The organism is Bifidobacterium asteroides (assembly GCF_019469425.1).
Taxonomy (GTDB): Bacteria; Actinomycetota; Actinomycetes; order Actinomycetales; family Bifidobacteriaceae; genus Bombiscardovia; species Bombiscardovia asteroides_I.
This window is the reverse complement of sequence record NZ_CP048272.1, coordinates 523,642-550,443: the sequence shown is the minus strand read 5'-3', so window position 1 is coordinate 550,443 and position 26,802 is coordinate 523,642. Positions and strand designations below refer to the sequence as shown.

At 60.0% G+C, this 26,802-nt stretch carries 23 protein-coding genes; 4 read left to right on the top strand and 19 right to left on the bottom strand.

Going from position 1 to position 26,802, the window contains the following annotated elements; translation table 11 throughout:
• Positions 1-39: 39 nt before the first annotated feature.
• From nudC to GYM67_RS02100, 3 genes are read right to left on the bottom strand one after another with little or no spacing between them, the layout of a single operon-like run.
• Positions 40-1,077: an NAD(+) diphosphatase gene (gene nudC / locus GYM67_RS02110; RefSeq protein WP_220236909.1), complete on the bottom strand. Its 1,038-nt coding sequence runs from the start codon at positions 1,075-1,077 to the stop codon at positions 40-42.
• Positions 1,074-1,931: an alpha/beta fold hydrolase gene (locus GYM67_RS02105; RefSeq protein ID WP_220236908.1), complete on the bottom strand. Its 858-nt coding sequence runs from the start codon at positions 1,929-1,931 to the stop codon at positions 1,074-1,076. The genes nudC and GYM67_RS02105 overlap by 4 nt, the downstream gene beginning before the upstream one ends.
• A gap of 32 nt (positions 1,932-1,963) precedes the next feature.
• On the bottom strand, positions 1,964-2,593 hold the full coding sequence (locus GYM67_RS02100) for an NUDIX hydrolase family protein (RefSeq protein WP_220236907.1): 630 nt from the start codon (positions 2,591-2,593) through the stop codon (positions 1,964-1,966).
• A 171-nt stretch (positions 2,594-2,764) separates the two neighbouring features.
• Here GYM67_RS02100 and trxA point away from each other — a divergent pair, with 171 nt between their 5' ends.
• Positions 2,765-3,109 (top strand): thioredoxin, encoded by a 345-nt coding sequence (gene trxA / locus GYM67_RS02095; RefSeq protein ID WP_220236906.1) that lies wholly within the window; start codon positions 2,765-2,767, stop codon positions 3,107-3,109.
• Positions 3,110-3,258: 149 nt separating this feature from the next.
• Complete coding sequence (locus GYM67_RS02090; protein ID WP_220236905.1) at positions 3,259-4,266, top strand: aggregation-promoting factor C-terminal-like domain-containing protein; 1,008 nt, start codon at positions 3,259-3,261, stop codon at positions 4,264-4,266.
• 565 nt (positions 4,267-4,831) lie between these two features.
• On the opposite strand, the gene GYM67_RS02085 is transcribed toward GYM67_RS02090, so the two are convergent.
• Positions 4,832-6,232 carry an NCS2 family permease gene (locus tag GYM67_RS02085; RefSeq protein ID WP_220236904.1) on the bottom strand — a complete coding sequence of 467 codons (1,401 nt, stop codon included), beginning with the start codon at positions 6,230-6,232 and terminating at the stop codon, positions 4,832-4,834.
• 202 nt (positions 6,233-6,434) lie between these two features.
• Between GYM67_RS02085 and GYM67_RS02080 the strand changes: the two genes are divergently transcribed.
• Positions 6,435-6,638 carry a hypothetical protein gene (locus tag GYM67_RS02080; RefSeq protein ID WP_220236903.1) on the top strand — a complete coding sequence of 68 codons (204 nt, stop codon included), beginning with the start codon at positions 6,435-6,437 and terminating at the stop codon, positions 6,636-6,638.
• Positions 6,639-6,642: 4 nt separating this feature from the next.
• Here the strand turns inward: GYM67_RS02080 and GYM67_RS02075 are convergent, their stop codons facing one another.
• The 5 genes from GYM67_RS02075 to GYM67_RS02055 all read right to left on the bottom strand — a co-directional run bounded on the left by GYM67_RS02075 (position 6,643) and on the right by GYM67_RS02055 (position 11,527).
• Positions 6,643-7,629 (bottom strand): AEC family transporter, encoded by a 987-nt coding sequence (locus tag GYM67_RS02075; RefSeq protein ID WP_220236902.1) that lies wholly within the window; start codon positions 7,627-7,629, stop codon positions 6,643-6,645.
• 68 nt (positions 7,630-7,697) lie between these two features.
• A complete protein-coding gene (gene pstB, locus GYM67_RS02070; RefSeq protein WP_220236901.1) occupies positions 7,698-8,477 on the bottom strand; it encodes a phosphate ABC transporter ATP-binding protein PstB in 780 nt (259 codons plus the stop codon).
• 31 nt (positions 8,478-8,508) lie between these two features.
• Positions 8,509-9,489: a phosphate ABC transporter permease PstA gene (gene pstA, locus GYM67_RS02065; RefSeq protein WP_220236900.1), complete on the bottom strand. Its 981-nt coding sequence runs from the start codon at positions 9,487-9,489 to the stop codon at positions 8,509-8,511.
• On the bottom strand, positions 9,486-10,439 hold the full coding sequence (gene pstC, locus GYM67_RS02060) for a phosphate ABC transporter permease subunit PstC (protein WP_220236899.1): 954 nt from the start codon (positions 10,437-10,439) through the stop codon (positions 9,486-9,488). Before pstC ends, pstA begins: the two co-directional genes overlap by 4 nt.
• The gene (locus GYM67_RS02055) at positions 10,436-11,527 is read right to left on the bottom strand and encodes a phosphate ABC transporter substrate-binding protein PstS (RefSeq protein WP_258561587.1); all 1,092 of its coding nucleotides are present in this window, start codon (positions 11,525-11,527) and stop codon (positions 10,436-10,438) included. The genes pstC and GYM67_RS02055 overlap by 4 nt, the downstream gene beginning before the upstream one ends.
• Positions 11,528-11,913: 386 nt before the next feature.
• Between GYM67_RS02055 and GYM67_RS02050 the strand changes: the two genes are divergently transcribed.
• Complete coding sequence (locus tag GYM67_RS02050) at positions 11,914-13,485, top strand: MDR family MFS transporter (protein WP_220236897.1); 1,572 nt, start codon at positions 11,914-11,916, stop codon at positions 13,483-13,485.
• Here the strand turns inward: GYM67_RS02050 and GYM67_RS02045 are convergent, their stop codons facing one another.
• From GYM67_RS02045 to GYM67_RS02000, 10 genes are all read right to left on the bottom strand, one after another.
• Positions 13,486-14,544 (bottom strand): LacI family DNA-binding transcriptional regulator, encoded by a 1,059-nt coding sequence (locus GYM67_RS02045; protein ID WP_220236896.1) that lies wholly within the window; start codon positions 14,542-14,544, stop codon positions 13,486-13,488.
• A gap of 49 nt (positions 14,545-14,593) precedes the next feature.
• Entirely contained in the window at positions 14,594-16,744 is a 2,151-nt protein-coding gene (locus tag GYM67_RS02040) for a beta-galactosidase (RefSeq protein WP_220236895.1), read from the bottom strand.
• 25 nt (positions 16,745-16,769) lie between these two features.
• Entirely contained in the window at positions 16,770-17,738 is a 969-nt protein-coding gene (locus tag GYM67_RS02035; protein WP_220236894.1) for a carbohydrate ABC transporter permease, read from the bottom strand.
• Positions 17,735-18,697, bottom strand: a complete 963-nt coding sequence (locus tag GYM67_RS02030) for a carbohydrate ABC transporter permease (protein ID WP_220236893.1) — start codon at positions 18,695-18,697, stop codon at positions 17,735-17,737. The genes GYM67_RS02035 and GYM67_RS02030 overlap by 4 nt, the downstream gene beginning before the upstream one ends.
• Positions 18,698-18,761: 64 nt before the next feature.
• Entirely contained in the window at positions 18,762-20,087 is a 1,326-nt protein-coding gene (locus tag GYM67_RS02025) for an ABC transporter substrate-binding protein (protein ID WP_220236892.1), read from the bottom strand.
• A gap of 122 nt (positions 20,088-20,209) precedes the next feature.
• Complete coding sequence (locus GYM67_RS02020) at positions 20,210-22,120, bottom strand: family 43 glycosylhydrolase (protein WP_220236891.1); 1,911 nt, start codon at positions 22,118-22,120, stop codon at positions 20,210-20,212.
• Positions 22,121-22,417: 297 nt separating this feature from the next.
• Positions 22,418-23,215, bottom strand: a complete 798-nt coding sequence (locus GYM67_RS02015) for an HNH endonuclease family protein (RefSeq protein WP_220236890.1) — start codon at positions 23,213-23,215, stop codon at positions 22,418-22,420.
• Positions 23,216-23,269: 54 nt separating this feature from the next.
• The gene (locus GYM67_RS02010) at positions 23,270-24,118 is read right to left on the bottom strand and encodes an aldo/keto reductase (protein WP_220236889.1); all 849 of its coding nucleotides are present in this window, start codon (positions 24,116-24,118) and stop codon (positions 23,270-23,272) included.
• A gap of 127 nt (positions 24,119-24,245) precedes the next feature.
• Positions 24,246-25,334, bottom strand: a complete 1,089-nt coding sequence (locus GYM67_RS02005) for a class C sortase (protein WP_220236888.1) — start codon at positions 25,332-25,334, stop codon at positions 24,246-24,248.
• A 555-nt stretch (positions 25,335-25,889) separates the two neighbouring features.
• Positions 25,890-26,717, bottom strand: a complete 828-nt coding sequence (locus GYM67_RS02000) for a hypothetical protein (RefSeq protein ID WP_220236887.1) — start codon at positions 26,715-26,717, stop codon at positions 25,890-25,892.
• Between the last annotated feature and the right edge of the window lie 85 nt (positions 26,718-26,802).

Sequence of the window (26,802 nt, the reverse complement as noted above, 5' to 3'; positions counted from 1 at the left end):
ACGAGACCAAGTCCTGGGGCGCAACGTCGCTCGGATGAGTCAGATCTCACTGCCGTACCACTGCTCAATCATGTGCCTGGCCACACTGGCCGCCTGAGGTATACGCAACCGGCCCGAGGCCAGAGCAGCGCTGAATTCCTCCCGTGTGAACCAGTCGGCCTCATCGGTCTCCTGACCGTCCACCCGGATGTCCGTATCCAGGGATCTGGCCCTGAAGGCCACCATCAGGGAGGCTGGGAAGGGCCAAGGCTGGGAGCCCAGGTACCGCATCTCCCCCAGGTTCAGGCCCACCTCTTCCAGGGTCTCCCGCCGGACTGCGTGCTCCAGATTCTCCCCAGCCTCGACGAATCCAGCAGTGACCGAGCAAAAGCCGGGAGCCCACTTCCGGTTGTGCTGGAGCAGAAGCCGATCGCGGCCATCCACCACGGCCATGATCACTGCAGGCTCAATGCAGGGAAAGAGCGTGTGTTGGTCCCCTGACGCATCCCCCTGGCAGATCTGAGCCCATCCAGCCTGACAGGGACGAACCGGTGCGCCGCAGTGGGGACAGAAGACCTGGCGTCCATGCCATACGGACAGGGCCACTGCGCAGGTTGCCAGGCCCACCTGACGCGGACGTCCATGAGGGGCATACTCGCGCAGGCCAAGCCAGTCCAAGCGCTGATCCGCGGCCTGGGCCAGGTCGCGAAGAGGGTCCTGGACGGCCCGACCGGTACAGGCAAGATCCAGATCCAGGGCCAGCCAGGCCTGCTGGTCGGCCTTCCCCAGGTAGTAGCAGGGCGGCTCGAACTGGTCTGTCGAGCCTGCTAGAGGACCCCGCAAGTATGCAGCGGGCAGGGTGGCCAGACGGATGCTGGCTCCAGTGCGGCCAGCCAGCGCCCCCTTGCCCCTGGGCACAGCAACCTTCTCGCCCCGCACCAGGATGACCCCCGTGCCGTCCTGGTCCAGCAGATGGTCAAGCAGACCGGGCTGCGGCCGCGATGCCGTGTCGTAGTCCACATCCCCCTGTGCCAGGGGCAGGAAGGGCAGGGGCTCGGTGAGGGCCAGCGGGGAGAAGACCGTTTCAGAATCACTCATGAGAGCCTCCCCACGCGACGAACCAGGTCCAGCAGGGTAGCAGCCACCTGATCCGGATGCTCAACAGCGCTGAAGTGGCCGCAGTCATCAATGGCGGTGAAAGCAACGTCCGTTCCGGCCTGACGCATGGTCTGAGCCAGAGGCTCCATGGCGCGTGGAGGGCTGGAGGGGTCGCAGCGGCCGCTGACCAGGGCCACGGGAACTCTGATGCGGCCGACCAGATCGCTCTGGTCCGGGCGGCCCGCAGCCATCCGCTCCCGCCAGGCGATGCCCCGGGGATCCTGGGACTGTATCCATTCGGTCATGGTCTGCACGAAGGCGGGCGAACATTTGACCGTGGAATCGCCCTCCTGGGGCCGAGCGAAGTGCATGACCGGATCAAGTGTCCCCTCCATCTCGCAGGTTCGGGCGATGTGCAGCCGATTGGCCCGGGAGGCCGGACGATCAGCCATCATAGTGGTGTCGCACAGGGCCAGACCGGCCACCATCTGAGGGTAAAGCCTGGCTACGGCCTCGACCAGGTAGCCGCCCATGGAAAGTCCGACCCAGATGGCCTTCTGGGCACCCGTGGCGGCGACCATGTCCGCAAAGGCTCGAGCCATGGCATCCAAGGCACCAGGCAGGGCGCCGTCAGAGTCTGCCGGACCATATGACGCCGGCCCAGGCAGGGGGCAATCTCCTGCTCCAGGCATATCCGGGGCATAGACAGGGAAGGGGTCCATACCCGCACGATCCGCCTGGGTGATCAGCAAGGCCGCGCACCGATCCCACATGCGGTGGTCCACAGGAAAGGCATGGACCAGCACCAGGGGCAGCCCCTGTCCTTGGCGATATACGGTATTGGCAATGCTCATGTCCGCCTCCACGGATTCCCGGCTCATAATACTCATAGTGCACCGGCCCAGGTCAGGGCGCTCATCAGAATCTTGCCGTGCCCGCCGGCCATCTGGCTCGTGAAGGACTCCAGCATATCCCCCTTGGGATCGATCCACTCCACATCCAGGGTCTCATCCTGGGGCTTGCAGTCCCCGGCCACCGGCACCAGGTAGCACAGAGCGATGGCATGCTGACGCGGATCGTAGTACTCCGAGACCCCCGGCGTGGGGAAGAACTCAGCCACGGTGAAAGGCTGTGGGCTGGCAGGCAGCATGGGCAGGGCCAGCTGGCCCAGATCCTTGGCGATGTTTCTGGCCAGAGCCTCCCTGATGGTCTCGTGGTATAGGATTCGTCCAGTGACCAGGGTGCGTTCAATGTTGCCCTGATCATCCACGCGCAGAAGAGTGCCCACTTGAGTGACGGCGCCCATTTCATCCACGCGTACCGGCACTGCCTCCACATAGGGCATGGGCAAGCATCGCCGCGCACGGTCGATGGCATCACGGTCCAGCCATCCGGGAGGATTCGAACCCGAAAAACCCCGGTTGAAGTCCTCTGGAGTGATGTGCGAGAAGGCGCCACGGTCGCGATCGGCATCGAAGTCGTCATCATCGGGAATCTCGTCGTTCAGCACTGGCATGGTTCCATTATCCGTACCAGGCTTGACCGCCCACGGGACCCCGACGGACATCTCCACCCAGAGCATATTCGGGTGCTTTCTCCAGCCTTGATGGAATGCTGATGATTGAAAGCGGTTGCTAAGCACGGGAGCTTCCCGCGCGACAGTCAAACGACTTCAAGGAGCGTTATTATGGCCACCACGACTATTACTTCGGAAAACTTCGAGCAGACCATCAAGGACAACGACCTGGTGCTGATTGACTTCTGGGCCACCTGGTGCGGACCTTGCAAGGCCTTTGGCCCCATTTTCGAGAAGGCTTCGCGGGCCAACACCGACATCGTCTTCGGCAAGGTGGACATCGACCAGAACCAGGATCTGGCCGCGGCCGCCGACATCCAGGCGGTGCCCACGCTGATGATCACCAAACAGGGGCAGATCATCTTCAAGCAGGCTGGTGCTCTCAGGTCTTCGGACCTGGACGACCTGATTGACCAGGCCCGCAAGGCCGATTTGTCAACCCCGGCACAGGCCTGAGTCAGTCGAGTTGGCTCCAAGGTAGATTTGCACTAAAATAGTGCTGTGTTTGTCCAGTGACCCTTTCGGCGCTGCCGGAAGCATGCGGTCGACAGGAAGCGTTACGTCGACTGATCACTGAGGATCCGTCGGTCCAACAGAGGAGAGTAATGGCGAACCACCGTAGAGGACGGATGAGTGCGGTCAAGGCTCTGACTAAGCGTCAGTGGCTGCGGTTGGCTGCCGGTGTCACTATTCTCGGCATGGTCGTTGGCGCGGGCTTTGTATCGCGTGACTTCTACACATCCACTGAGAACTCAGCCAAGTCGGGCGTAACGTCCTATTCTGCTACCCAAGATGTGGACACTGTGTCCCGTGGCAGCACCAGGCAGGCCATCCGCAACGGTGCGGGCGGCGCCAATGCGAACACCTCCTATGTGAATGTGCAGATTAATGGGAAGAACAAGGTGGTCCTGGGCGCAGGCTTCACCGATGTCAAATCCGTGCTGGAGGCCGGGGACATAACCCTGCAGCCTGGGGACCAGATCAGCCCCTCTCTGACCACTCCCGTCACAGAGAAGACCGTCATCCGCATCGACCGGGCCGACTCCCAGGTCAAGACGGAAGAGTCGCCCATCCCCTTCAACACCATTGAAGAGAAGACCAACTTCCTTCCGGCAGGCACCACCAAGGTCAAGACAGAGGGACAGAACGGCGTCATGGAGACCACCAGCCTGGTCACCGCAGCCGGCAATAAGCATTTGACCAGCAATATTTTTGCATCCTTCGTCAAGACGGTCCCCGTCGACAAGGTGATCCTGGTGGGCACCGGCGGCGGCGCCCCGGCACAGTCAGGCTCGACCACGACCACTGTCCCTGTGGGCGATGCCCAAAGCATCGCCCATGGTCTGGTTACCTCCCGCGGATGGGGCGAAGACCAGTTCACCTGCCTGGTACAGCTGTGGAACAAGGAGTCCGGCTGGCGGACCAACGCCTCCAACCCGTCGGGCGCCTATGGCATACCCCAGGCGTTGCCTGGCAGCAAGATGGCCTCGGCCGGCCCTAACTGGCAGACCGATGCCCACACCCAGATCGTTTGGGGACTGGGCTACATCCAGGGTCGCTACGGGAACCCCTGCGGCGCATGGGCCCAATCCCAGGCGACCAACTGGTACTGATCCGTTTTTCATATGCCCGAACTTGAAAATCCCCGGCAGACATTCCCCAGCCTGCCGGGGTTTTTCTTTCATGCAGGGCGGACATGATTCACCATTGTTGGTCATCGCAGGGCCAGCGCAGCCATACGACGCAGATGGTTTGCCCTTTCGCCAGGATGCAGAAGACCGGAGAGCGCTGGACAGTCCCCCACCAGCCGTGGCAGCCATAGACCAGCGCTTCCCCATGAATACCTCCGGGAGGACGAACGGGGCCCCAAGCCCCATCCGAACCAGACCATTTTCTCCCCTTGGTCCATCAAGACGCCCTGACTGAGAATGGCAAGCCTGTGGAAACCGAAACGGAGAGACGACGGTCCGACGCAACAATGAGCCAAGGGAGCAGATCCGAAGCCATGGAGCTTGACCCCGCACTCCATCGGACCGCGACGAAACAAGGCCCATCCACCTTGCAAGCGGCGGGCCTTGCGCGTGTCTTGGTTAGCCTTCTCTCCCTGCCTCCCCTGGTCTGCAGGCCGCTAGGACCACATTCCGCAGCACTCTCGGACCCGGAATCCGAAACCGTGCGCTAGAGGACAGCCTGGAGCACGAAGTCCAGAATGAAGAGGGCTGAGACCGCCCAGATGATGGGGTGGACCTCCTTGCCCCTGCGCTTGCAGACCATGGTCAGGCAGTAGGTGATGAAGCCGGCAGCCACGCCGTAGGAGATGGAGTAGGCGAAGCCCATGAAGATGGCCGTGAAGAAGGCCGGAATGGCCTCCGACAGCTCGCCCCACTCGATCTCGGCGAAGGAACTCATCATCATGCAGCCCACAATAACCAGGACGGGCGCAGTGGCCGCCGAAGGCACGGCCGAAATCAGGGGGGCAAAGACGGCGCTGAGCGCGAAGCAGGCGGCGATGACCACCGAGGTCAGTCCGGTCCGGCCACCGGCTGCGATGCCCGCTGCGGACTCCACATAAGTAGTGGTGTTGGAGGTGCCGAAGAGGGCGCCGATGGAGGTGGCTGTGGCATCGGCGAACAGGGCCCTATCCATCTTGGAGCTGAAACCTCGGCCGCTTTCCAGAGCCTGTTCATCCTCGGCTGAGAAGATGCCTGAGCGCCGACCGGTGCCCACAAAGGTACCAATGGTGTCGAAGGTGTCAGACAGGGAGAAGGCGAAGATGGTCACCAGAACCACTGGCAGCTTGGCCGGGTCGGAGAAGAGAGCCGGAAAACCTTCCTGGCTGAAAATGGCCAGGAAGGTCTGCGGCAGCTGTGACCAGGCCTGGCCCAGATCGACCGACTTGGCCATACTGGTGACCCCCATGGGGATGCCCAGGAGCGTGACCGCGATGATAGAGATGACGAGGGCGCCCTTGTTGACGAAGGCCAGGTGACCCTTGAACTTGAAGATCAGGAGAAAGACGGTCAGCAACAATCCGATGACGAAGAGGATGACCCCGGGGGTGTTGAAGGTGGTCAGTCCAGGGTTGGCGCCTGATGCCGAAGTCTTGTCGGGCGCGAACTTGATAATGCCCACATTGAGCAGACCCACATAGGCGATGAAGACGCCGATGCCTCCGCCGATGGCATGCTGAAGCAGGGGCGGAATGGCCTGGATGATCATCTTGCGCAGCTTGGTGGCCGTGACCAGGATGTTGATCAGGCCGCACAGGAAGACCATGCACATGGTCTGTTGCCAAGTGAAGCCCAGCCCCTTGACCACGGTGAAGGTGAAGAAGGCATCCAACCCGACACCTGGCGCCACGCCATAGGGCACGTTGGCCACCAGACCCATGATCAAAGTGCCGATGACAGCAGCGATCAGGGTGGCGAGAAAGACGGCACCCCAAGGCATGCCCGCCGTGGAAAGCACCGAGGGATTCACCACGATGATGTAGGCCATGGCGAAGAAGGTGGTAATGCCTGCTACCACTTCCGTAGAGACTGTGGTATTATTATCCGAAAGCCGAAATAGCTTATGCATATTCGATTCCTTATTGTCTTATTTGGCGATGAGACAAGAGCAGAATATCACGAGCGCTCGGCTTTTTTGTTACAAGACCTCCTCCAGGCTCCAATACCGCCCCACCACCTTCCGCTCATCTATAATCGGCATACCGGCACGGCCCTGAAGCCGTCCCACATGGGGATGAGCTGATGGGCGGGCACTTTTTGAGGAGGGGTATATGGCCAGGAACAATCATTGGGATCCGGACGATCAGAAGCAGTATCAGCACGTGCATGACAGCGAAGTCGATCGCGGACAGGACGAGCGCTCCGCCGAGCGGATTGCAGCCGCCACAGTCAACAAGCAACGCACCCGCGAGGGCCGAACCCTGCGTCAGGAGCAGGAACGCCGCGACCAGCGCCAAAACGACAAGGAGGATTGATTCCTCAGAGGGCGCCCATCAGCAGGTGCGCCAAAACCATGAGCACGGCACCGATCAGCGCAGTCAGAGCCAGGGTGAATCCCGCCAGACGGGCGTTGCCAAGAACCTTGTCAGTGAACATGGTGGCGAAAACCGCCGTCGGAGCCAGGCAGCACAAGGCCACCGCCTGACGGATCAAGGGTTCGAAGGGCAACAGATACCATGCGGCCGCCGCGAACAGGATGCCGAAGGGCAGTCGCCAGGCCAGAATCTGCAATACGGCCTTGATGTCAGCCCGTCCGCCGGGCAGCTCCATGAGCATGCCCACCATGAGCATGGAGCAGAAGGCGTTGGCCGCCGAAAATGGACGGGTGATTTGGGCCGACCAGTCAGGCAATGAGATCCCGGCCAGCGTAAATCCCACCATGACCAAGTAGGTGTCGAATGAGGGCGAGCTCAGGAAGCCCTTGGCTATGGAGAGGGCTGCAGCCTTGCGGTGGAGTTTGCGGGCATCTGGGTCATCCAGCTTGACGGTCTCCCCCGCATCGGGATCCAGGGACTGGCCCGGTCGAATATGCAGAAGCCCCTGGGTCATGACGTTGGTGCCGGCAGAGACCATAACCGAATTGCCGATGTCGAACATGGCGGCGGGGACCAGGGCCGCCGTGCCCAGCAGCGACTGGAGCATGGGGAAGCAGAAACACCCGATGTTGAAGCCCGATCCGTTGAGCATAAGAAAAGCCCGCTGAGCCGTAGGACGATGCCTGCTGGTCAGGAAGATGGCCAGGGGTGGAATCAGCGAAGCCACGAAGGCGAAGGCCGAGACCAGAAGCAGGCTGGGATTGTGGGGGTTGGTGGCGAAGGAGTAGATGATGGCCCCGGGCAGGACCAGATCGAACACGACAGTCTGCAGCACCCGGTAGTCCAACGGGCGAAAGAGTCCAAACCGCTTGAACAGGTAGCCCACCAGGATGATGCCCAAGAGGGTGGCCGGTTCCAGCAGTGCTCCCATGCCCTCGCTCCTTCCACGGATGCCGGAACCATGATACCTGACGAGCGGGTGCGCAGACCGGTTCTGTCTCAGCCGAAGCGACCGGATATGTAACGCTCGGTGTCCGGCTCGTGCGGGTTGGAGAAGATTGTGGTGGTGTCGTCCATCTCCACCAGCTGGCCGGGCTGACCCACGGCCTTGAGATTGAAGAAGGCCGTATAGTCCGAGACCCTGGCGGCCTGCTGCATGTTATGGGTGACGATGACGATGGTGTAGTCCCGCTTGAGCTCGTTGATCAGATCCTCTACGGCCAGAGTGGAGATGGGGTCCAGGGCCGAGCAGGGTTCGTCCATGAGCAGGACCTGGGGGTGCACGGCCACGGCACGGGCAATGCAGAGCCTCTGCTGCTGACCGCCAGAGAGCCCGATGCCCGGCTTGTCCAGACGGTCCTTGACCTCGTTCCAAAGATTGGCCCCGCGCAGGGCCCACTCCACCAGATCGTCGGCGTCAGACTTGGCAATGTGCTTCTTGTTCAGCCGTATGCCAGCCAGGACGTTCTCCCGGATGGACATGGTCGGGAAGGGATTGGCCCTCTGGAAGACCATGCCCACGTCCCGCCGTACCTCGACCGGGTCTACATCCGGTCCATAGAGGTCGCGCCCCTCCAGGAGCACCTGCCCGCTCACATGCGCCCCCGGGGTGATCTCGTGCATGCGGTCCAGGGTGCGCAGAACCGTGGACTTTCCGCAGCCGGAGGGACCGATGAAGGCGGTGACCTTGTTGGCTCGGATGCGCATGTTCACGTCCTGGACGGCCAAGAAATCGCCGTAGTAGACGTTGAGATGGCTGATGTCTATGCGTTGGCCCATATTCCGGCCTCCGTTCCTCTCATGGCGGCGCTCAACGGGTCCGCCCAACAGCAAAGATGCGCGAGACCAGTCGCCCCAGCAGGTTGAGCAGCAGAACAATAAGGATCAGCACCAGAGCCGCAGCCCAGGCCCTCTGCATGTGGACGTCAGCCAGGCATCCCGGGTCAGCGCCTGGCCCGCAGACAGCCAGACCCTGGGAATACTCGTTGTAGACGAAGACCGGCAGGGTGGTCATCCTTCCGGAGAAGAGGTTGGGGTTGGTGGTGGCGATGAAGCCCGAGGCTATCAGCAGGGGCGCCGTTTCCCCGATGACCCGTGCCACGGCCAGAATAGTGCCCGAGACGATTCCAGGCAGGGCCGTGCGCAGAACAATACGGGTGATGGTCCGCTGCTTGGTCACCCCCAGGGCATAGGCCGCCTCACGTAGGTCATTGGGAACCACCGTCAGCATATCCTCGGAGGTCTTGACCACCGTAGGCAGCATGAGCAGGGAGAGCGCCACGGAGCCGGCCAGGCCATTGACCGTGCCCGGTCCAACCACCAAGGCGAACATGGAGAAGGCAAAGAGGCCTGCCACGATGGAGGGAATCCCGCTCATCACGTCCACCATGAGACTGATGGCCTTGGCCAGGCGGCCTCCATGGGCATACTCAACCAGGTAGACCGCGCACATGACGCCCACCGGAATGGATATGACCATGGATCCAAAGGTAATCTCCAGGGTGCCGATTACCGCGTGCAGGATGCCGCCATAGCCTCCGGTCGGCGTGGGGTTGCCCCCTACCACACCGCTCATGTTGTGGGTGAGGAAGTCCGGTGTCAGCCGTCGCACACCCTTGGACAGGCTGACCCAGAGCACCGAAACCAACGGAATCAGGGCCACCAGGAAGGAGAGCCCGATCAGGACGGTCATCAGCCGGTCCTTGCGCTTGCGCGCACGGATGGAGGACCTTGTAGGCCTGAAACGATCAAAATCGATGACCGGCCCACGATCAGTTCGGCTCGCCATCATACACCCGCCTTCGCTGTGATCCTGCGCGCCATGTAGTTGACGATGAAGGTGATGATGAAGAGGACCAGACCGGTAGCCACTAGAAGGGCCACACCCTGGGAGTCCGCCTCCGGGAACTGGGCGGCGATGTTGGCAGCGATGGTCTGGCTGTTTGAAGCCTGCAGCAGCCGCAGGGAGTAGCTGAAGCCTGGCGAAAGAATCATCAGCACCGCCATGGTCTCGCCCAGAGCGCGGCCCAGGCCCAGCATGGAGGCCGAGATGATGCCCGAACGGCCGAAGGGCAGGACCGCGAGCCGGATCATTTCCCACTTTGTAGCGCCCAGAGCCAAGGCAGCCTCCTGTTGCAATCGAGGGGCTTGGATCAGGATGTCACGGGTGACCGAGGTGATGATGGGCAGGATCATGACCGCCAGCACCAGGGCCACAGTGGCCACGGACCGGGCAGGGGCTGCAACGGGTCCGGCAAACAGCGGAATCCATCCCAAATGAACAGATAGCCAACGCCAGAAGCCTGTGATATTGGGAACCAGGACCAGAGCCCCCCAAAGCCCATAGATCACCGAGGGCACGGCGGCCAGCAGGTCGATCACCGTGCTAAGCAACGTGGACAGGCGGGCGGGAGCGTAGTAGCCGATGAAGAGGGCGATGCCAAGGGAGACAGGGAAGGCCAAGAGCAGGGCCAGCCCGGCAATCAAAATGGTGCCAAAAACCAGGGGACCCACATAGCCCAGGAAACTGCCCGCCCGCCCCCCGCTCAGGGAGAGGATGGCCTGGGTGCGGGAATCTGGGTCCCCAGTGAAGGCCGGAAAGGCCCGCAGGATCAGAAAGAGGGTGACAGCAGCCAGGGCCAGCAGGATCAGAATGCCCGCACCGGTGGCGCAGGCCTTGAAAATCCGATCCGCCCGTTTAGCCTTGTTCAGGGTTGCAGCCCCGTCCAGTTTCTCGTTCATGCCTTCCCCCCGATGGTCTCCACCGAGGCCATGGCCTGGTTGCGCAGCCCCTGCCCCAGCTCGGCGCTGCCCGCATTTGCCGCAGCCATGCGCTGACCCTGCTCGCTCAGCAGATAGGTCAGCCAGGCCTTGGCGAACCGGGTCTTGGATCCGTCTTGATCATCTCGATAGGCGGTGCAGACCACGTTGTAGGAGACCAAAACAATGGGATAAGTATGCTCCCGGCTGGTGCGATGGTCCACGGTCAGGACCACCCGGCCGGGCTGGCTGGCCTGCGGATCCCGCTGGGCTGCATCCAGCAGGTTGGCCACGGTCTTGGCTGTAGGCGGCTGCCAGGTCTTCCCCGCCTGGACCGCCACCGTGCCCAGCCCCGTGGTCTGGGCCGCGTCCGCATAGCCAAAGGTACCCTTCGCCTGGTTCATGGTCATGACCACTCCGGCAGTGCCCTTGGCGCCCTGTCCTAAGTCGTTGGGCCAATTCTCGCCCGCTGGGTAAGGCCAGGCAGACCCGGCCGTGTCGTGCAGGTAGGACAGAAAACTTTTCGTAGTGCCCGACTTGTCCGAACGATGGATCACCGTGATGTCCAAGTCGGGCAGATTAGCCCCCGGATTGAGGGCTGCTATGCGCGGATCCCGCCAATTGGTGACCTTTCCGGAGAAGATCATGGCGATCAGAGCCGGGTCCATCCGCAGATGGCCGCCTGAACCCTTTGGCCACAGATCGGGGAGATTATAGGCCACGGCGATTGGGGTGGCGTAAACGGGCAGATCAATGGCCGTACCGGAACCGCAGACCTTGCGCGAGCGCTCAAGCTGGTCTGAAGTCAGCGGTGCATCAGTGCCGGCCCAGATGGCCGAACCCGAAAGGAAGGCGTTGACCCCAGCACCGGAACCTGCTGGATCATAGGAGATGCGCGCACTTGGATGCTGCTTGCGGAAGCCGGCTATCCAAGCCTCGTCGGCGCTCTGCTGGGAGGATGCGCCGGATCCGGCGAACTCGCCTTGGAACAAGGCTCGATCTGGAGTATCGATTGCTCCGCCGCCTTCGATGGGGACGTTGTCGCCGCAGGCCGCCAGGGGGATCAACATTGCCAAGGACACGAGGAGGGCCGCAAATCTACCACGACCATGACCATGTGCGTGCATGTTACCTACCTCGACCGCCGTTGCATTTCAAACGTCCGTCCTCATCAGCCCGTGTCGGACCCTCCTGCATTCACATTACCGAAGCCCGCTCAACAACAGCATACTGGAAACGCTGACCGCAGGACAAGGCCGCCGCAACCGCGTCAGCCAAGCGGAAAAGCTCAATCACAATCCACAGCCGGGTATATTATAAGGACATTGTCAGACGCTTCACTCTCTAGCTTTTCTTAGTGTCACCGGTATCGGTATGCCCTGATTCCTTTTCTAGGACGGCACCGCAGGGAGTGGTATACGCAGCGGAAACTGAGCCCAAAGGAAGTGGTGGTTGCATGAGGAAGCAGGAGCTCGCCAAACAGGGGCGGACCCTCAGCAAGGATGGAGCCTTCGTCAACGGAAGACTCACCCGTGAGGCCTTCCTGTCGCTGGCCATCCTGACCGTCATCACCTTCCTAGGCAACTTCACCCAGCTGCAGCTGGCTTCGGCACTGCCCACTATAGTGGACGAGTTCCACATCACCCTGACCACCGGTCAGTGGCTGACCTCGGTCTTCCAGCTGGTCATGGGCGTCATGGTGCCGTTGACCGGCTTTCTGACTAAGCGTTTTTCCACTAGGCAAATCGTCATCACCTCCATGGCGGTCTTCACACTGGGTTCCCTGCTGAGCTGGCAATCGCAGACCTTCGCCATGGTTCTGCTGGGGCGCATCCTGGAGGCCGTGGGCACCGGGACCATGTGGCCCGTCCTGCAGATCACCGTCTTCTCCATCTATCCTCTGGCCAAGCGCGGCATGGCCATGGGCACCGTGGGCCTGGCCATGAGCGTGGCCCCGGCCATCGGCCCCACCCTGGGCGGATGGCAGACCGATGCCAACGGCTGGCGCTCCATTTTCCTGACGCTGAGCATCTGCGGGGCCGTGGCGCTGCTCCTGTCGATCCTTGGTCTACGCAACTTCGGGCAGCGAGACAAGAGCGTCAAGGCGGACTTCTTCTCAGTGGCCCTGTCCATCTTCGGTTTCGGCGGCCTCATGTTCGGCTTCACCAACATCGAGAACTTCCCCATCACCTCCTTCATGACCTGGCCCTTCATGCTGGTCGGCCTGATCGGAATCATCTGGTTCGTCCTCCGCCAGCTCAACCACGACAAACCCCTGCTGGACCTGCATGTGCTGCGGATCAAGAACTTCACCGTAGGCACCATCATCGCCTCTATGTCCTTCTTCGCCTTCAGCTCGGTCACCGTCATCCTGCCCATGTACATCCAGACGGATCGTGGCTTCTCAGCCACCATGAGCGGCCTGGTCATGCTGCCAGGGGCCATCGGCACCGCCATCGCTCAGTTCTTCGGTGGCCGCCTGCTGGACCGCTGGGGCGCTCGGCCCGTAGCCATGACCGGCTGCTCGGTCCTGCTGCTGGGCACCATCGCCATGAGCATGATTGGGGCCAACACCTGGATCGGCCTGGTCTCCATCTGCCAGTTCATCCGTCAGATCGGCATGGGCTTCACCCTGATGCCCCTGACCACCTGGTCCCTGAACAACCTGGCCCCCAAGGATGTTTCAGCCGGTTCAGCCGTCACCAACACGGCCCGGCAGATCGCCGGAGCTGTCGGCGCGCCCATCCTGGTCATCCTTATGGAGACCATCACCACCCTGCGCCACAACGCCTTGGGCGGCGGCCACTCCACCCAGATCGCAGCCAACATTTTCGGGGTGCAGTGGGCTCTGCGCATCTCGGCACTGATCTGCCTGGGCATGGTCCTGCTGGTCTACTTCGGCGTTCGCGGAAACGGCGCCGGCTCCGGCCGTCAGATGACCCGCATGCTCCTGCGTCACATGCACATCATCCACACCGATGCGCCTGCCGTCACTGCCTCCACTGCCGACTCCAAAACACAAAACTGATTACCGGGTGGTTTTGCGGGCTATGACCCGCGATCCTATGACAAGATCCTGGGGAACCGTAGCTCTGCCCCCAATACGTCCCAGGACGCGGTCAACACAGGTCCGCGAGATCCACCCCAAGCATGAATCCATGGTAGTGAGCGGAGTCTGCAGATAGGCCGACTCTTCGATGTTGTCGAACCCGACGAGCTGAACCTGGTCGGGCACGGCTCTGCCGTAAGCAGTCAGAGCTGACAGGGCGCCGATAGCCAGCTGATCATTGAGAGCAACCACCCCATCGAACGGCATCCCCGCCTCTAATATCCTCTGCATGGCCAGATACCCGCTGCCCAAGGTCCAGTCATAACCGGTAACGCCCAGAAGCCGATCATCCAGCTGGAGCCCCCTGGCATGAACCGCTTTAAGCACGCCTTTCATCCTTAACTCGGCATTGCCTTCGACTGCAGCCTCCAACTGATTCCGGTCAAGCGGCGCATGCAGACCGATGACCGCCAACGAACGCACCGACCGATCAAATAGATACTCTGCAGCCATCCGAGCTGCCTCGGCATCGTCGACCATGACGTGATCCGCCACCCCATGGGTGGTCCGCGCACCCACGCAAACCAGGGGATAGCGTACATTCAGGTCCTCCACGGCAAATCGTTCAAGCTCCGACATAGAAAGGATTATGCCGTCGCTGATAGTGCTATTAAAGGATGCCAAAATCTCATGCGCACCCTTGGCGGACCCCTCGGCATATGTGCTGACATATACTGCATAGTCCCGCAGGCGAGCGCTGTCGATGACCCTATTAGCCAATTCGGCCAGATAGGGAGGTGTCAGCGAAGGCACGGCCAGCGTAATGATACCGGTTTTGTTTCGATGCAAATTGCGGGCCGCGGCATTGACCTTGTATCCCGATTCGTCAATCACCTGCTGCACACGCGCACGGGTCGCATTTGACATACGACCATTGCCATTGATCACATTGGACGCGGTCTTCAGCGAGACACCCGCCTTGCTGGCCACCTCGCGCAAGGTGATCCGTTTACCTGGACGTCCTTCATCCGTAGCCATAGGCACCCCCTAGAATGCAGCAACCTCCAAGGCACTATGGCAATCAGATCTATTGACGGGTGATCACCACACCATGCACTCCTATAGTGTACTGATTACCGGATAAACCGCCTCCATTGGACCGGGTCGCTCGTTGAACCGCCAAAGCCTCACCCTTGGTGGACACATCTCTGACAACTGTCGACCCCCGGTTGAAATAGAAATGATAACAGCCCTGTGGCCCGGACCTGATCAGGTGCACCAACCGCGGGTCGCCATCACGTCCGTTATGCAACCCTGCCCCTGCCGCGCCAGTGAGAAAATCAGGAGGAAAGATCCGATTGATCACCGAGACCAGCGATTCCTTGGTGAAACCAGTCCCGAGATAGAGAACCCGGCCCTGACCGTATCCATGGATGGTCGCCGCAGGTTTTCCAGCCATGTCGAGGTCATAGGAACGACGCCCATGGTAACGAGCCAGCACCCTTACCGAATCCTCTATGCTCAAGGGATCGTTGACCCATATATTGCCCTCAATGCCCTCTGATACCAGGATGGACCCACCGCCTTGGCCACTCGTGCCCAAGGCGATCATCTCCTGGGAAGCGATACCTGTCAAATCACGCAAAACCGCAGGATACCCGCCCAGACCGACGTGCATATGGCCGTCCATAATGCCACTGGCGAAGTCCACCACCAGACGGCCGCCCTCGCTCACGTAGTCTCGCAGACGGCCGGCTTGCCTCTGGTCCAGCAGGATCAGGGCGGGCAACACCACGACGTCATAACGCTCCCACTGCCCTTTCAGCGGCATTACGTCCGCTCTGAGCCCGACGTCAAGCAAGGCTTGATACCAGATATAGACCTGCTGCCAATGATCCAGAGAACAATCGGGCAGAGTCGAATCAGCCATAGACCACTGGCAGTCGGCATCGAAAAGCAGGGCAATAGGCGAGGGCTCCAATTGGGTCCCGGCCAGTCCACTCCCGGAGAGCCTGTGCAGAATGTCTCCCAAAGCAGCAACCTGAGTATAAATTGCCGAATCCGGCCCTGCATGAGGGACCATGGCCGAGTGGAAGGCCTCTGCTCCGAAGGCGGACTGCCGCCATTGGAAGAAGTTGACTGCATCCGCCCCCATAGCTACGTGGGCCAGAGCGTCCCGGATCAGTTCGCCTCGACGCTTGGAAGCATTGAAAATGCGCCAATTGACGGCTGATGTGGAATGCTCCATCAGACACCAAGGATGCCGTTGAGCATAGGCGTCCACCAGGGAATCCGAGCAGAGGAGCTCATCCAGGTGTCCGGGGCCATGAGCGAAATAGTGGTCATTGGCCACGAAATCGACCTGGTGGGACCAACGCTCATAATCAAGGACACATTGGTCTGTAGAGACCATGAAATTGGTCGTCAACGGTTTATCAGGCGTGAGCTCCTGCAACTGATCGCGTTCGGCACAGAAAAAATTCATCAGCGCATCTGAGCAGAATCTACGAAAATCCAGACGCAGTGCTGGATTGATAAAGGCATCACGCACGCCGGCATGTTCAGGCAGGGGAACCTGATCGAAGTTCTGCAGACGTTGGGACCAGAAATCGTTGCCCCAGGCTTGGTTAAGCTCCTCAATGCTGCCATAGCGCCGGCGGCACCAGCCTTGGAAGGCCTTCAAAGCATCCTGCGAGTAGTCGGTTGCGTTGTTCCATCCATATTCATTGCCGACATGCCAGGCGACCACAGTCGGATTGTCGCGGAAATGCTCTCCCATGACCCTGCAAAGGCGGAGGGCATAGCGCCGAAAAACAGATGAGGTGGGCCTCCAGGATTGTCGAGCACCAGGATGGACCAGGGTTCCGTCCGCCTTCACGGGCAACACCTCAGGATGTGCCTGATAAAGCCAGTACGGAGCCGTAGCTGTAGCCGAAGCCATGTCCACTGCGATACCGGCTTCGCCTAGTAAAGCCACCGCCCGATCCAGCCATCCGAAATCCCAGACTCCGTCGCTTGGCTCCAGACGTGCCCATGAGAAAATGCCCAGTGCCACCATGGTGACGCCAGCCCGCTTCATCAACGCGACATCTTCGGTCCATGCCCGCTCCGGCCATTGGTCCGGGTTGTAATCTCCGCCGAACCAGATCTCCCTTGAATGACTGTCGAGGCCTTTCGGCCATCGGTAAGGTCTGTACTGTTGGGGCTGCCGACGGTCATGATAGTCCGTTCTGCTCATGTCTGATCCTGTCTGCGCCTTCCCGCTACTCCTTGACAGCGCCGGCAGCCAAACCGGACTGCCAGTATTTCTGCAACAGCAGGAAAGCGACGACGATGGGGATGATGGTGACAAGGCTGCCGGTCACCACCAGGTTCTGAATGGCATGGGCGCCAGCGGTCGACGCCTGGTCCTTCCAATTGTTGAGCCCGATCGTCAGCGGATACCAATTGGAATCTTTGAGCATGATCAGAGGCAGGAAATAGTTGTTCCAAGTGGCCACGATAGTGAAAAGCGCCGTAGTCACGATGCCGGGGGCCAGCAGAGGCAGACTGATCTGCCAGAAAGTGCGGAATTCCCCAGCCCCGTCGACTCGGGCTGCTTCCAGCAGCTCAGTAGGCACTGCCTGGTCGGAAAAGATCCACATCAGGTATAGGCCGAAGGGCGAGATCAGACTGGGGATGATCATGGCCCAAGGCGTATCAGTCAGTCCGATCTTGGCAAAGAGCAGGAACTGAGGCACAGCAAGAGCGATGCCTGGCACGCTGATGGCTCCGATGACCACAGCAAAGACGAGGCGACGGCCGGGAAAGCGGAACTTGGCCAGGGCGTATCCACCCAGCACAGCCAGTAGGGTGGCGCCACCGGCTCCCACAACCACGTAGAGCAGGGTATTGAGCAACCAGCGCCCGAAGATTCCTCCTTCATAGGTGAACACCTCGCGCAGATTGTCCCAAAGGGCGAACTTGTGCCCAAAGGCCAAACCGAAGGTGCCGATGAAATCCGACTGGGTCTTGGTGGCATTGATGACCAGCCAGATCAGGGGAAACAGGCAGTAGAGGGCGAAGATCCCCGCGGCAAGGGTCAACGGCCAGCTGCGCCGCGGATTGTCCGGATTGGAGAATCCTGTTCGAGCTGCCCTTTGGCGTTCCGCACGCTCATCCCGGGCGACGCGTCGGGCGCGCATACGTTCAGCCTTGGCCCCGTCGACAGCCGTGGAATCAACCGTGCTCATTGCATCTGCTCCTTCATGCCCCTGAGCTGGACGGCGTAGGCAGCGACCATGGTGATGATGGCCATGACGATGGCCAAGGCCGCCGCATAGTTGCTCTGACCGCCCATGAAGCTCAGGTTGTAGGCATACATGTTGGGGGTGTAATAGGTGGTAATCGCATTGCCTGGGACCATGGTCTGCAGCACCGAGGGCTCATTGAAGAGCTGGAAACTGCCGATGATGCTGAAGATGACCGTGATGACCAGGGAGCTCTTGAGCTCGGGAACCTTGATGCTGCGCACGATCTGCCACTCCGAGGCTCCGTCAATAGCCGCCGCCTCATAGAGCGAGTGCGGCACAGTCGACAGCGAGGAATAGAAAATCAGCATGTTGTAGCCCGTGAACTCCCAGGTGTTGATGTTGCCTATGGCGGCCAGGAGCACGCTGGGCTGCAGAACGTCGATATGCGTGCCCAGCCATTGATTCAAGGAACCTACCATTCCGTACTTGGTGCCGTAGATGAACCCCCACATCAAAGCCGCCACCACGGCGGGCACTGCGTAGGGCAGGAAGGTGGTGATCCTGAAGAAGCGCGTGCCGTGCAGCTTGAGCGAGTCCAGAGCCAGCGCCATCAATGCCGCCAGAAGGAGCATGATGGGCACCTGGACCACAGTGAAGAGGGCCACACGGCCCACTGATGACCAGAACTGCCCATCCTTGAGCAGCCTGGCGTAATTGGCCAGGCCTACAAAGACGTTCCCTCCGATCATGCGCTTCTCGTACAGACTCAGGTAGATGGCATAGAGCACCGGCAGAACGAAAACGAACACGAAGACCACAACAAAGGGCCCCATGAACTTCCATCCACGCCAATCTGGTCTGCGGGGCCGCTCCCCAGTGCGGCCCCCGCCGGTTTCGCCAGGGCCTTGATCCCGCGCAGGGGCCAGAACCCGCGCAGACGAACCTTCGGCTTCACTCATAATGCCTGCCCTTCTCTCCTGTAGCCGTCCGGAGACGGCCCTGATCGGCCGTCTCCTTCATCATTCACTTGTTGACCTGGTACCCCTGCTGGTTGCCATGATCCACCAGCTTCTGCTGATAGTTCTCGAAAGCCTTCTCCAAACTGGTCTGCTTCATGTAGGCCTTGCCGATGGAATCCCCGTAGGTCGACTGGGCGAAGGGGTTGTAGGGCAGATACTGGAATTTGGAGACTTTGAGGTTGGCTGCCTCGGTCAGGACCTTGTTGACCTCCTGGCCTCCGAAATACTCATTCTTCTTGCTGGTGAATTCAGCTGAGCTCAGGATGCGTTTCAGAGAGGGGAAACTGCCCTGGTCAGCCATAACCTGGGCTCCCTTGCCGTGTGTCAGATATTCTGCGAACTTCCAGGCTGCCGCCTTGTTCTTGGCCTTCTTGGGCACAACAAGAGCCGAGCCCCCGTCCTCGGCGGACACGCTGCCCCCCTCTTCCCACTGCGGCAGGGGCGCGACCCTCCAGTTGCCCTTCTGGTCGGGTGCGCCGGACTCCAGATTGGTGGGCATCCAGGCGCCGATGGTCAGCGAGGCCACCGACCCATCATTAAGCGCCCTGTTCCAGTCATCGGACCAGTTGGCGGTCTTGGTATCGAGCAGGTCTTCGTCGATCAGCTTTTGCTGAAAGTCGATATACCGCTTCATGCCGGGGTCCTTGGTCATGTTGATGGTGATCTTGTCCCCATCGACCTTCCAAGGATGCGCCCCGGCCTGCCAGGCCTGTGCAGTAAAAGGCTGATAGGCATTCTTGTCACCGGCGTTGTTGGTGATGTAGGAACCTGCGGCTCGGATCTTCTTGGCATCCTGATAGTACTCATCCCAGGTCTTAGGAGGATCGGGGATGCCGGCCTTGTCGAAGACCGCCTTGTTGTAGAAGAAAACCTCGGGACCGGCATCAATGGGCAGCGCATAGGGTTTCCCGTCGTACTGGACCTTGTTCCATGGCCCCGGGGTGAAGTCGTCAGCGAACTTGTCGGCCCCATACCCCGACAGATCCTCCAGGTTGTCTTCAATGGCAAACTGCTGGACGGTAGGATCCTCCAGCATGGTGACGTCGGGGATGCCCTTGCCTGCAGCGACCGCATTGGACAAGGCCACCTGGGTGTCACCAGCAGTGCCGGTGTTGTTGTACTTCACGGTGATGCCGGGATTGGCTTTTTCAAAGGCGGCAATGGTCTCCTTGATGCCATTGCCCCAGCCCCAAAAGACTATGCGCCCCGAGGCCTTGCTGGCGTCCGCCGGCTTCGATGCTGATCCGGAGCCGCTGCTTCCACAGGCAGCGAACGAAGCCAGGGCGACCACGGTGATGCCCATGGTCATGAGTTTCCGTGCAGAATGCATGATGAACCTTTCGATGTTTGAAAAACCACGTCCTTGATAAGGTTTTGACGCCCCACTCCTTCCGATCGTTGATACAACTGTGTACCAACGTGGTATTCAGTATAACCCTTAGCCATGGATTGTCAATTCAGCGCAAGAAGACGCCGCCCACGCCCGGCTACAGCCATCAACAGAACGCCCGCCGCCACACAGCCGGCCGCGAAGATCGGAATGCTGCCGGCGGCGATGCCCCCGGCAGCCAATGCATGGGATGAAACCGCGCTCTCGACGCCAAGACGAACGGAGACGGCCCCTCCTCCTGCATGGACCGCCGGAAGCACATTTGCGCCCTGATTGATTTCACCATTGCTTTCAGCCCCCTTGTCAGGCGCATCTGTCAGGGACACGTCGTCCACATGCAGGGTCTGGCCCGAACTGCCGGAAGCCTCGACAGCGATCCTGGTCTGGCCGCCAACCAGTTCGACCGGCAAGGAGGCCTGCCTCCAGCCTGTGCCAGTAGAGTCAGCCAGGTCGATTTCAGAGGTTCTCCCACCGGATTCGATTGCGATCCTGGCCCGATCCATGCCTTTGGGATTCATATAGGAGAGTTTCAGAAGGTAGCGGCCCGCGTGCAGGGGAACATGTCCCGGTGCATTAAGATCCTGGACGATGGAGGCGTCGCGGGATCGCCCGGGAGCGAACCGCAGGTCGAAGTCGCCCACTCGCCCATAGGCATCGGCTACGTTGGCCACAGCATCCGGATTGACACGCCGCCATCCGGCGATATCGCCAATCACCTGGCCATCCTTATCCCGATACCCGTGCTCGCCTACCGAAATCCTGTCCGCTTCGAAGGACCCATTGAGCACGTAGTCATTGGCCTCGCCAACCGACCAAAGGCCGGTATCCGCATCCAGCCTCCACTGGCTCATGGAATTGAAGCGGGGCGTGCCGACATCATCGAAGCTCAGCGGATTCCACTGGTTGTAGCCAAGTCCGTTGCCTGCGAAGTCAGCCCATCGGTCGCCACAGTGGATGACGGTCTCCGCTCTGCTGCCACGCAAGGTGTAGTAAAAACCGGTCTGGGTGATATGGCCGAAATCTGCTCGGCTGCCATCCATGATCACCGTCTGATTGACGGGCTGATACGGGCCGAAAAGGTGATCTGCAACCTGGAAATGAATTCGGGAAGCATCCCACCCGAACAGATCGGAGCCAGCAAGATAATACCGGCCAGCGTGCTTGAAAAGCGCATTGCCTTCACGCCCAAAACCCTGGTAGAGCTTGGTAGGCTCCAGCAAATCCACCCGGCCGTTTCTGGCGCCTATTCTGGCTGCCCAGACACTGCCGCGGCCACGGCCATAGGAATAGATCAGATAACCTGTGCCGTCCTCATCCTGGAAGACGCTCTGATCCCCGGTATTGCTGGTGCCCAGTCCGTAATCGCGCATGTCGATACGCCTCTGGGCTTTGAACGGGCCAGCAGGTGAATGGGCCGTAGCGATCAACACCTTTTTGTCGAAATTGCGACCAGCGGCATCAGTAGGCATCTCATGCTGGATGAGCATGGCATAGGTTTGCAGCTCGGGGATATAGGCAACCCCCGTCCTGCACACCCAACCCGCACGGCGGCCACCGAAATCACCGGAGAAGGCATCGGCCTGTGCTCTGTCCAAAGCCACGCCTTGATAGCGCCAGTCGGACAGATTCTCGGATTTGTAGACATCCACTGAAATGAAGTCATTGCCGGTGAGCGCATGGGTGGGGTCATGACGGTAAGTTTCCGCCTGTGAAAAGTGAACACCATACCAAAAGTGAGAGACCCTCCCCGTGGCCGGATCCGGGAAATCGAAGATTCCTCCGCCTTGCATATACATCGGATTGCCGTCGGCGTCATTCCAGAAACGGTCATTGACGATTTGCCCGCTTCCGCCTGCAGAATGAGATTTTTGCCCCGCTTCTTGAGCGGCGACCGTCTTTGGCGCCACGAATAACAAACCCATAATCACAGCCAGGGCGACAAGCAGAATGGCCGATTTGCGGCTTTTCAGCATATGGCCCCCTATGTGATGCCCTTCCCCTGGCATATGCGAACCACGATTGCCGTTCATGGCCAACCTCCCTGTTGCCGATGGCTGCGGGCATAGAACCTGAGAAATTCAGGAATCCATGCGGTTGATACAACTGTGTATCAACCTCCGATCATTCTACCACACCAGAAAAGCCCGGATCAAAGCAGGGGGGGGGGGGAGAGAAGCAATAGAACGAAGGAGGAGAGGGATTGTGACAATCCTATACGAGCAGACCTGTCCATCGCGGTCTGTTTCCGCCTATCAGGGAAAGGCCAGCAATCAGCGATCCTGCGGAAGGGGCTGGCCCGGGCAGGTATGCAGAACTGCCAGCATGGCCTGCTTTTCTGATCTGGTGACGCTCAGGGAGTACTTGTCCTTGACTGCTATCTGACGGGCTACATAGGAGCACTGATAGTCCTTGTTCTCGGGCAGCCAGTAGTCGGCCGAAGCACTCCCCTTGGCCTGGTTGGCCGGGCCGTCCACGGCAAGGAGATTGTAGGGGTCGTTGCCAAAACGGTAACGGCGGGCCGTGTCCCATTTGCTGGCTCCTGACCGCCAGGCATTCTCCAGGGCGACCACGTGGTCGATCTGCACAGCCGAGCTAGTCTTAGGGCCTCTGATAAATTCAATGGTCCGCCCAGTGTAGGGGTCCTGCAGACGGCCACTGGCCACCTTGCAACCGCCGGGGGTGGTGGTGCGCAGATCAGTCAGATCGCGAGTCAGCACATCCTCTCGCACATTGCAGCCGTTGCCGTCCTCATCGGTCTCCTTGAAGCCGAAAGCCTCGCGCCGGTACTGGCGGCCCGGTCGGGCATGATCGTCCACTGTCAAACCCTGCAGGGTCTGGGCCGCATCGCCGGTTGCCGTATATCGGCCGGTCAACCGTCCGACTCCACCATTGACCCTTGGCAATATCAGGCCGATAGTGATGCCCAAGACCACAGCCACCACCAGAAGGATCAACACACGTTCCGTGAGCGATTCGCGACGAAAGCGGGCCGGGACGGGATTCCTCAATGTCGAACCGTACCGGCCGCGGCTCCGATATCGATGTCTTCTGCGTCTCGAATCGGTCATCTGCCGCTAATACCTCCTATGCCGGCTGCATGCATGAAATCTCCATCATAGCGCTCAGGCGTAGGCGTAAGTCATTGGGTCGTGTCCTGCACGCACCGGAGTGTCCATGGCATCGATGGAGGCATGCTCCTCAAAGGTCAGGCTGAAACCGAACAGGTTCAAGTTCTCCGCCTGCCTTTTCCTGTGGACGGACTTGGGGATGATGATGGTTCCGTTCTCGATGTGCCAGCGGAGTACCACCTGGGCCGGCGTAACCCCGTGGGCCTGGGCGATTTTCTCCAGTCTTCCGCCGCCGACTGTCAGGTCTGCGCCGCGCGCCAATGGCGAGTATGCCTGGACGGCGATGCCGTGTTCCTTGCAGAAAGCCGTCACTGTGCGCTGCTGCCAGCTGGGATGCAGTTCGATCTGATCCACGGCAGGGTATTCCCCCGTCTCCCGGTGCAGCCTTTCCAGATGCTCAGGCAGAAAGTTGCAGACCCCCAGAGTCCGCACTCGCCTCTCATCACGCAGCCGATGGAATGCGCTCCAGACCTGGTCGGCCCGCCAATCAAAGGGGGTGGGCCAGTGGATCATATACATATCGACATAGTCAGTGCCCAGCAGGGCCAGCTGGCGGTCGAATGCCCGAAGAGCACTGTCGTAGCCCTGTTCGGAGTCACGCAGTTTGGTGGTCAGCCACAGGCGAGCACGCTCAGGGCCACTCTGACAGCCGAAAGCCCTGAGACCACGGCCCACCCCGCCTTCATTGCGGTAGCCCGCCGCGGTGTCGATGTGGCGATAACCCAATTCCAAGGCAGAGCGCACCGCCCCAGCGGTCTGATCATCGTCGATTCTAAGCACGCCCAAGCCCACCTGCGGAATGCGGTTGCCGTCAGACAAAAGAACGTCAGGGACTGCTGCCATGGTCCACACCTTCCATGATGCAGCCCGGCAGTCTGCCGGGCCATGCTCGCTCCATTCTAGAGCCGGGGAAGAGCCGGACCCGGACAGAACTGATACCTGTGGTCGAACATGCTTCCCCATGCACCAGCTAGAATTTGGCGATGCCGAAGAAGTACAGCAGGTGGGTGTCGAACCAGTGATAGCCAAGGTCGAATACAGGCAGGAAGCCGATCCGCATCATCATGCCGACCGAACCCCAGGCGAAGAACAGACAGAGCAGAGCCAGCAGCCACATGAGTGCGCTGCAGATCCGCCGTGTTTTGATCAACCGGCGACGACGGGTGGCTTCGGCTCGGGTCTCCTGCTCATGGCTGACCATGATCGTGGCCAGTGGCTCCCCCACGGTTCCGGATCCTGTGGCCCGAGACACCAGATGCTCCATCTGCTCCAGGTCTTGACGGCAGCTGCGCCGGCGGCGCGAGAGCAGGTACCAGCCCACAAGGCTGGCCGCAAACAGGGCAAGGAGCACCCAGACCATGTAGATGGGCGCCCCCTCAGGTTGAGTGGGGGGTACATCATCACCGATATAATGCCCCCGCACGATCAGTCGGTGGGAGTTGACGCCATAGGGATAGCAGGTCAGCAGGGTCACGTAGTTGGAATTCTGGATTGGCTGCAGTGCGCTGACATCGGTAGGCAAGATGACCTTAATCTGGTCCACCTTGTAGCTCATGTGCCGTTTGAGCACTCGTATCTGGAAGACATCCCCCTTGCGCAACTGGGTCAGGTTGTCGAAAAGCATGTACCCGACCTCACCGGTATGCCCGGTGATGACGGCATGGATGGTTCGGTTGTCTGTAGGCACGTGGGTCGTGGCAATATGTCCTGTGCCGTCCTTGAGCACCGCATCACTTGTTCCATGGCGCACGGGCAGCTTGACATTGATTTTGGGGATCTCCACATAGGCCATCATGCCCTTGCCGTCCACATTGAGGATCTTGTAGTAGCGACCCAGTGGTTCCTTGACTTCCTTGTATTTGAAGGGGTCCCTCAGCGTAGGCTTGCCTAATTCCTCGTCGTACTTCTTGGCATCGCGCCACATGGCTTTGCGCTGTGCAGGCGAGAGTGCATCCACGATCTGATCGTAGTTGTCGACTGCGGCGGAATCCTTGGAATAGTTCACGTAAGCTGCCAGCAACGGATAGAGGAAGATTGCCAGACCAATCAGGAAAGCCAAGGTCTCCAGGAGGCCGAACCCTCGCCCCGACTTGCTGGCCTTGCCATTGTTCTTAGCTTGTTTGGACGCAGCCGCAGTTGTCTGGCCTGCGTCCTGAGCATGATTTCCTGAAACAATAATTATAGGAGCCGACGTGGTAGCTTTGCCTGGAACAGGCGCTGGAGCCGCTACTGCATCTGAATTATCCGACTCTACAGCTCTGCGATCCTCAGGTGTTGCCGAAGGTGGATAGGAAGGGGGTACATCGGAACTTGGAGCATAGGCAGGCGGCATATCCGCTTGCACAGCAGGCTTTTCTAATGATGACGATACTGTCGGAATGGACTCATATGCTACATCACCGTTGCCGGTGGCATTTACTGGGCTGATAGTAGCCGAGTCAGTGTTCTGGTCCATCTATAGCCTTCCTCGTACTGCGCTTCCTATAGTCCAGTTGCCAGTTTTTTGACATATAAAAACCGGCGGTACCTGTATGATACCGCCGGTCTTTACGCATCCTCACAGATGCCTACGATGCCATTTGGTGGCAACATGCCGACATCGCCATGAGAATACCTAGCGTTCATCCCGGTTCCAGGATCGTGCAACTACCCCCAAGTAGATGCCCATCATGGCCAGAATCATAAGCAAAATGCCAGGCGCCACCATGGATGCACCGGTAGCTGCCAGTTTGCCTGGCCCAGATCGCGCCACTGGCACGACCTGAGGCACGTCCACAAGCTTGGGGCTTATAGTCACATCATAAAGCGGATGGACCTCCCCCTGCTCGCGGTAGAGCGGCAACTGTACAACTACAGGGTCGGCTTTTACCTTTGCATTCTTAGGTGTGGCTACCATAGTGACCAACCAGTACGAAGCGTGGAAGTAGTCGCCATCAAAAACAGCCGGGCTGCCTCCGGTCAGGCTGGATGCGTCTGAATCGAGATTGGCCCCAGTAAGCCAAACACCTTGCGATTTCGCCTCTGACGCATTGGTTATAGTGCCTTCTTGATCAGAGACACCGTAATATTCAGCGGGTTGCGACTTGTCTTTGAAAGCATCTGGATTGGCTGCCACCTCGTTGCTGATGGCCGCTTGTGCCTTATCAGCGCCTGGATTATGGTCAAGTGCCTCCACCCGGCTCTTGAGAATACCTGCATCCAGTCTTAGGGCACGAAAGACGTACCCTGCTCCAGCAGATACAGGAGCACTTGGCAGGATGTCATTCTGGCCTCCTTGACCTGAATGCCCTCTCTTGAGTTGCACCGTCAGGGTCGGGTTAACCGTCGCCGCCTCTGCCGCCGGCGTCATATCGAAAGCGGTAAGTCCTAAACAGGCCAAGGCCGCAATCAGACAAAGCAGGACCCGGCGGGTGAGGCATTTCGGCAAGGCAATTCCCTTCATAAACCTTCCCTTCCAAGGCCGCCTTTCGACGACGTGGTTGCGTCAGATCCGCTGGCCCAAATGGAATCAGACCAGCGTCCCGACA

What these genes read in the sequence shown, in the direction of transcription:
- GYM67_RS02040 (WP_220236895.1), bottom strand. Translation starts at nt 16,744, where the DNA reads ATGAGCAGAACGGACTATCATGACCGTCGGCAGCCCCAACAGTACAGA.
- nudC (WP_220236909.1), bottom strand. Translation starts at nt 1,077, where the DNA reads ATGAGTGATTCTGAAACGGTCTTCTCCCCGCTGGCCCTCACCGAGCCC.
- pstC (WP_220236899.1), bottom strand. Translation starts at nt 10,439, where the DNA reads ATGAACGAGAAACTGGACGGGGCTGCAACCCTGAACAAGGCTAAACGG.
- GYM67_RS02035 (WP_220236894.1), bottom strand. Translation starts at nt 17,738, where the DNA reads ATGAGCACGGTTGATTCCACGGCTGTCGACGGGGCCAAGGCTGAACGT.
- GYM67_RS02090 (WP_220236905.1), top strand. Translation starts at nt 3,259, where the DNA reads ATGGCGAACCACCGTAGAGGACGGATGAGTGCGGTCAAGGCTCTGACT.
- GYM67_RS02075 (WP_220236902.1), bottom strand. Translation starts at nt 7,629, where the DNA reads ATGGGAGCACTGCTGGAACCGGCCACCCTCTTGGGCATCATCCTGGTG.
- GYM67_RS02010 (WP_220236889.1), bottom strand. Translation starts at nt 24,118, where the DNA reads ATGGCAGCAGTCCCTGACGTTCTTTTGTCTGACGGCAACCGCATTCCG.
- GYM67_RS02030 (WP_220236893.1), bottom strand. Translation starts at nt 18,697, where the DNA reads ATGAGTGAAGCCGAAGGTTCGTCTGCGCGGGTTCTGGCCCCTGCGCGG.
- pstA (WP_220236900.1), bottom strand. Translation starts at nt 9,489, where the DNA reads ATGATGGCGAGCCGAACTGATCGTGGGCCGGTCATCGATTTTGATCGT.
- GYM67_RS02055 (WP_258561587.1), bottom strand. Translation starts at nt 11,527, where the DNA reads ATGTTGATCCCCCTGGCGGCCTGCGGCGACAACGTCCCCATCGAAGGC.
- GYM67_RS02020 (WP_220236891.1), bottom strand. Translation starts at nt 22,120, where the DNA reads ATGCTGAAAAGCCGCAAATCGGCCATTCTGCTTGTCGCCCTGGCTGTG.
- GYM67_RS02015 (WP_220236890.1), bottom strand. Translation starts at nt 23,215, where the DNA reads ATGACCGATTCGAGACGCAGAAGACATCGATATCGGAGCCGCGGCCGG.
- GYM67_RS02000 (WP_220236887.1), bottom strand. Translation starts at nt 26,717, where the DNA reads ATGAAGGGAATTGCCTTGCCGAAATGCCTCACCCGCCGGGTCCTGCTT.
- pstB (WP_220236901.1), bottom strand. Translation starts at nt 8,477, where the DNA reads ATGGGCCAACGCATAGACATCAGCCATCTCAACGTCTACTACGGCGAT.
- GYM67_RS02105 (WP_220236908.1), bottom strand. Translation starts at nt 1,931, where the DNA reads ATGAGCATTGCCAATACCGTATATCGCCAAGGACAGGGGCTGCCCCTG.
- trxA (WP_220236906.1), top strand. Translation starts at nt 2,765, where the DNA reads ATGGCCACCACGACTATTACTTCGGAAAACTTCGAGCAGACCATCAAG.
- GYM67_RS02085 (WP_220236904.1), bottom strand. Translation starts at nt 6,232, where the DNA reads ATGCATAAGCTATTTCGGCTTTCGGATAATAATACCACAGTCTCTACG.
- GYM67_RS02045 (WP_220236896.1), bottom strand. Translation starts at nt 14,544, where the DNA reads ATGGCTACGGATGAAGGACGTCCAGGTAAACGGATCACCTTGCGCGAG.
- GYM67_RS02025 (WP_220236892.1), bottom strand. Translation starts at nt 20,087, where the DNA reads ATGCATTCTGCACGGAAACTCATGACCATGGGCATCACCGTGGTCGCC.
- GYM67_RS02100 (WP_220236907.1), bottom strand. Translation starts at nt 2,593, where the DNA reads ATGCCAGTGCTGAACGACGAGATTCCCGATGATGACGACTTCGATGCC.
- GYM67_RS02050 (WP_220236897.1), top strand. Translation starts at nt 11,914, where the DNA reads ATGAGGAAGCAGGAGCTCGCCAAACAGGGGCGGACCCTCAGCAAGGAT.
- GYM67_RS02080 (WP_220236903.1), top strand. Translation starts at nt 6,435, where the DNA reads ATGGCCAGGAACAATCATTGGGATCCGGACGATCAGAAGCAGTATCAG.